The sequence below is a fragment of the Acidovorax delafieldii 2AN genome, from assembly GCF_000175235.1.
Taxonomy (GTDB): Bacteria; Pseudomonadota; Gammaproteobacteria; order Burkholderiales; family Burkholderiaceae_C; genus Acidovorax; species Acidovorax delafieldii_B.
The window spans coordinates 1-5,023 of record NZ_ACQT01000254.1 but is presented as its reverse complement, the minus strand read 5'-3'; the positions used below and the strand labels follow the sequence as shown (position 1 = coordinate 5,023).

The 5,023-nt window shown below is 68.1% G+C and carries 3 protein-coding genes; all 3 read right to left on the bottom strand.

Annotation, left to right across the window (positions count from 1 at the left end; translation table 11 throughout):
* Nucleotides 1-317: 317 nt before the first annotated feature.
* Entirely contained in the window at nucleotides 318-1,427 is a 1,110-nt protein-coding gene (hemH, locus tag ACDELDRAFT_RS19055) for a ferrochelatase (protein ID WP_005799658.1), read from the bottom strand.
* 364 nt (nucleotides 1,428-1,791) lie between these two features.
* Nucleotides 1,792-2,349, bottom strand: a complete 558-nt coding sequence (locus ACDELDRAFT_RS19050; protein ID WP_005799657.1) for a hypothetical protein — start codon at nucleotides 2,347-2,349, stop codon at nucleotides 1,792-1,794.
* Nucleotides 2,350-2,551: 202 nt separating this feature from the next.
* On the bottom strand, nucleotides 2,552-4,816 hold the full coding sequence (locus tag ACDELDRAFT_RS19045) for a TonB-dependent receptor (protein WP_005799656.1): 2,265 nt from the start codon (nucleotides 4,814-4,816) through the stop codon (nucleotides 2,552-2,554).
* Nucleotides 4,817-5,023 lie beyond the last annotated feature (207 nt).

The following is a 5,023-nucleotide window of genomic DNA, read 5'->3' as shown; positions in this document are numbered from 1 at the left end:
AAGAGGTGGTAGTCGGGCTGCTCCATGGCCAGGCCGAACTGCGTGGCCGCCTGGGCGCGTTCCTGTCCGATCCAGGGCAGCGGCAGGTCTTGCAGTTCGGCGGTGCTGGCAAAGCCGAGGGTGTCGGGGTCGATGGTCAGCCGCAGCTGGTGGGGGGCAATGGCAATGGCAGACATGGCAATCGTGGGGTGCGTGCGCCGGCCGCCTTCACACGGAACGGGGCCTGGGGCGGTGCGCAGCAGGTTTACAGGTAAAAACGGCTATAGCGCTTGATAGGTGAGCGTATTTTGCTATCAAAAATATAGTTTATCGGGCAGTCAGCGGGGCGCAGGCAGGGCGCTGGCCGGCGCGCCGCCGGCCAGCGCCTGGGCGAGGGCATCGGCCTGCTGTGCCGCATCGGGCAGCGTGGTGGGCCAGCCCGCCAGGTGTTGCTGGGCCACCTGGCTCAGCGCGGTGATGAAGGCATGGCTGTCGTTGAGGCAGGGGATGTAGTGGAACTCTTTGCCGCCAGCGTGCAGGAAGGCCTCGCGCACTTCCATGTTGATCTCCTCCAGCGTTTCGAGGCAGTCGCTCGTGAAGCCGGGGCACACCACGTCCACGCGCCGGGTGCCTGCGCGGCCCAGTGCCTCGACGGTGGGCTGGGTATACGGCTCCAGCCACTTGGCCTTTCCAAAGCGCGACTGGAAGGTGAGCTGGTACTGCTCCTTGCGCAGGCCCAGCCGCTGTGCCAGCAGGCGGCCGGTCTTGAGGCTTTCGCAGTGGTAGGGGTCGCCCAGGTGCAGCGTGCGCTCGGGCACGCCATGAAAGCTCATCACCAGGCGGTCGGGCGTGCCGTGGTGCCGCCAGTAGTCTTCGATCGAACGGGCCAGGGCCTCGATGTAGCCGGGGTGGTCGTGGTAGCGGTTGACGAAACGCAGTTCGGGCACATTGCGGGTGCGGGCAGCCCAGCCGTACACCGCATCGAAAACGCTGGCCGTGGTGGTGCCCGAGTACTGCGGGTACAGCGGCAGAATGAGGATGCGGGTGGCCCCTTCGGCCTTCAGGGCGTCGAGCTGGCTGGCGATGGAAGGGTTGCCGTAGCGCATGGCGTGGCGCACCAGCACGTGGTGCCCCGCCTGACCCAGCCAGCCGCGCAGCAGGGTGGCCTGTTTGGCCGTCCACACCGCCAGCGGTGAGCCTTCGGGCGTCCAGATGCTGGCGTACTTGGCGGCAGATTTGGCCGGGCGGGTGCGCAGGATGATGCCGTGCAGGATGGGCCACCAGGCCAGCCGGGGGATCTCGACCACGCGCGGGTCGCCCAGAAAGTCGGCCAGATACCGCCGCACGGCCGGTGCGGTGGGCTCATCCGGGGTGCCCAGGTTGCATAGCAGGACGGCGGTGCGCGCCGCTTGTCCGTGGGTGTAGGGCGGTTCAGTTTGGAAAGGCATACCGCATTCTCACGCAAGGCAGGGCCCCTGCGCAGGTGGCAGGTTGCCGTGTCTGAGGGCGGCATGCGCTGCTGGCGCAGCCCCGGTGCTGCAGAGGTTGGGCGCCCGGCAATGGGCGCACCCTGCGCGCGGCGGTTCCGGGGCGTGCCCGAGCCGCCAGGCAGGGCCGCGTGAATGCATGGCCGGACGCCTTTGCGGGGAGGGGAAAGCGGCGCCTGCGGTGGTTGTGGTGGAGGGCCCGGTGCGGGCCTTGCCGCGGGATGGCTGTGGGAATGGCGTGGGGCTGGTGTGGAATGGCGTGGGGCTGGTGTGGAATGGCCGTGCCGCGGGGCGAGGCTGCGCGCAGGCCTCGCTTGCGTGCACGCTAGAGCGTCATGTTGTCGGGGGACAGCACGGTTTTCTTCACATGCACGGAAATGATGGCGACCACCTCGTCGGGCTTGGCCGGGCGCAGCAGCTGTTCGGATTCGACCGTTACCTTGGTGACCAGCGAATCGTCTTCCAGCAGGCAGAAAAATGGCTGGGGATCGGGGTCCGCCGGCATTTCGGTGCGGCCTTCCATCGAGCCGTGTGGCACGCGCAGGCCGTCGAGCAGGGTTTTGAGCCGGTTGTCGATGTCACCGCCATCGGTGATCAGCGTGCCGCGCGGCTGCTGTCGAAACAGCAGCACCGACAGCTCGGCATACAGGTCCAGCCGCTGGGTGACAAGCGGTGCGAAGACCAGCCCGCCTTTTTCCACGATGACCGAGGCGCTGCCCGGGCGGGGCGGACGGGCCAGCAGGCGGGAGGCAGCTTCCTTGAGCGGGCGCTCCTGCCACAGGCGCTGCAACTGCGGATGCAGGGCGCGGCGGATCTCCCACTTGTGCGATGACTTGGCTCCCTGCCCATGCAGGGGGCCTTCGTAGATGAGGCGAAATTCCATGGCGGATCAGAGAAGGCGGCAGGCAGCGGCGCCGCGCGTGGGCCGCTGCCTTTGGTGTCGGGGCGGGGCGAAGTGGCTCGCGGGCTTCCATTATCGGCACGGACCGAAAAAAAAAGCCTCCGGCACCCGCAGGCGCTGGAGGCTATGAACGATGGAGTAACGCAGCGGTGGATAACGGGCACCGCCACCGGCCCGGGAAGGGTCAGAACTTCACGGTCAGCCCCGCGCTGAGCGAGCGGCCCATGCCGGGCACGCTCACGCCCCAGGGCACGGCGGTGCCGGCCATCGTGCGGCCCTGGCCCACGTAGGCGCCGCCCAGCGGGTGGTTGTAGAAGCGGTCGAACAGGTTGTCCACCCCCAGATCCAGCCGCACCTGCTTCCATTCGTAGCTGGCGCGCAAGTTCATGAGGCCATAGCCGGCGGTGGGAACTTCGTTGCGCACGGCCGAGACGCGGGACTTGGCGCTCACCATGAGCAGCTCGGCCGTTCCTGTCCAGCCACCCAGGCGCTGGGTCAGGGCCAGGCGCGCGTGCAGCGGCATGGTGTTGTAGAGGTGGTCACCCGTGGTGCGGTTCTTGCCCTGCACGTAGCTCAGCATGCCGCTGAGCGTGAACTGGCCCCAGCCGTCGATCTTGCCGAGGTCCGCAAACCCCGAAAGATCCAGGCCCTGCAGGCGCGCGTCCTGGTTGGCGAACTGCAGGTACACGAAGCCTTCTGTCGCTGCCAGGTTGGCGCTGCTGCAGGCCGCCATGGCACCGCTGCCGCCGCCGCAGCGCCGGGCGTCGATGTAGTCGTTCACGTAGCTGATGTAGGGGGTGAGCTTCATGCCCCAGCGTTCGCCCGTGGCGTCGTGCCAGTCGGCGGTGGCGCTGAAGGTGTTGGCCACCTCGGGCTTCAGGTCGAGATTGCCCACGTAGCCATTGCCATCACCGGCCAGGTTGATCATGCGCATGGCCATGCCGCCGGTGGACCAGGTGTAGCGCTCGTAGAGGTTGGGGGAGCGCGTCTTGTGCGCGAAGCCGAACTCGTAGCTGGCGTTGGCACCCGGGCTGTAGCGGGCCAGTGCGGTGAAGTCGAGGTTGTTGTCGCTGCGCAGGCGGTCGCGCGCATTGAAGGCATTGGCGTCGCTGGCATAGCCTGCGTTGTAGCCCTGGACCGCGCCGCTGTTGCTGCGCACGCGGCTGCCGCGCAGGCCGATCTGCGACAGCCATTGCGGGCTCCAGCGGGCCTCCCATTCAGCGTATGCGTCCAGGCGGTTGCGCTGGCCGTCGCGGATATTCCAGAACGTGTCGGGCGCCATGCCGCCGCCCGACGGCAGCCACCAGTCGTCCAGGCTGTAGCGCTGCGCCTCGGCCCCCACGCGCAGAGTGTCGCGGGCAGAGAGGGTGATGTCACCCTTCACCTGCACGCCGGTGGTCCTGCCCTCGGTGTCCATGGGCATGCCGGGCACGTTGTTGGTGGGGCCGTACCAGAACTGCTTGTCCTGGCCGAAGTTCATGCTGTGCCGTGTCTTCTCGCGGTAGGCGCGCGCCTGCAGTTGGCCCCAGTCGTACTGGCCCTGGTAGCGCAGGTTGAACTGGTGGCTGCCGTTGCGCGTCATGTCCATGCGCTGGTTCGGGTAGTTCTGGTAGGGAATGTCCTGCAGGCCGATCCGCAGTTCGACCAGGTGGGCGTCGCCGCGCAGCGCCAGGCCGAGCGCGTGGTTGCGGCTTTTATAGCTGGACGAGCCCACCTCGTCGCCAGGCAGCCACTGGCCCGGCTTGTCGCTGGCAGCGCTGCCGGGGGCCTTGAAGGCACGGGCCGCGTGGTAGTTGTCCGATTGGGCCGTCGAGCCGTCATAGCGCAGGCTCAGCTGCTCGGTGGCGTACGAAGCCGAGAGGTTCGCCCCCTTGGCATGCCCGTTGCTGCGGTAAAAAGTGCCAGCCTCGCCCTGCACCAGCCGGCCCTGGCCAGGGGCTGCAAACGCGGGGGTGGGGGAGTCCACCTGGATGGTGGCGCCGATACTGTCGCCGCCGACGCTTACGGGCGTGATGCCAGCGAACACGCGCACGCTGCCCACGCGTGTGGGATCGATGTACGACAGCGGCGGGTTCATGTGGTTGCCGCAGGCGGAGATGAGATCCATGCCATCGACCTGGATGCGCAGCCGGTCATCGGCCAGGCCGTGCACACTGGGCAGACTAGAAACGCCGCCCGCGCCGTACAGGTTCACGCCCGGAATGTTGCGCAGCAGGCTGGCCGTGTCGCTGCTGGCGGTGCGGCCCGACTGGAGGGCGCCGGCATCCACCAGGCTGGAGCCCGCGGGCTCGATGGCGGCCTTCGAGCCCTTGACGGTGACGGCCTCGAGCGAGGCCTCCTGTTGTGCAAGGCCTGCAAGCGGCATGGCTGCCAGCAAGGCGCAAAGAGGGCGCAGGGCGGCAGGGAAGGGGCGCCGTTGTTCGGCACCCAAACGGTGGTGGATGATCATGTTGACTCAACAAAAGAAATGGCGGGCGCAGGCCCAAGCGGCAGAGTCACGGCCGCGGTCGGCGGCGACTGCCGGATCAAAGAAGCGAGAGGAGGGGAGGGCTCAGGCCGCGGCGGGCGGGGCCTGTGGCGGCGGGCGCAGGTTGGCGTGCCGCGGCCCCGGTAGATCCGCCGAAGCGACGCGGACGCGGTAGAACGCGTCTTCGAC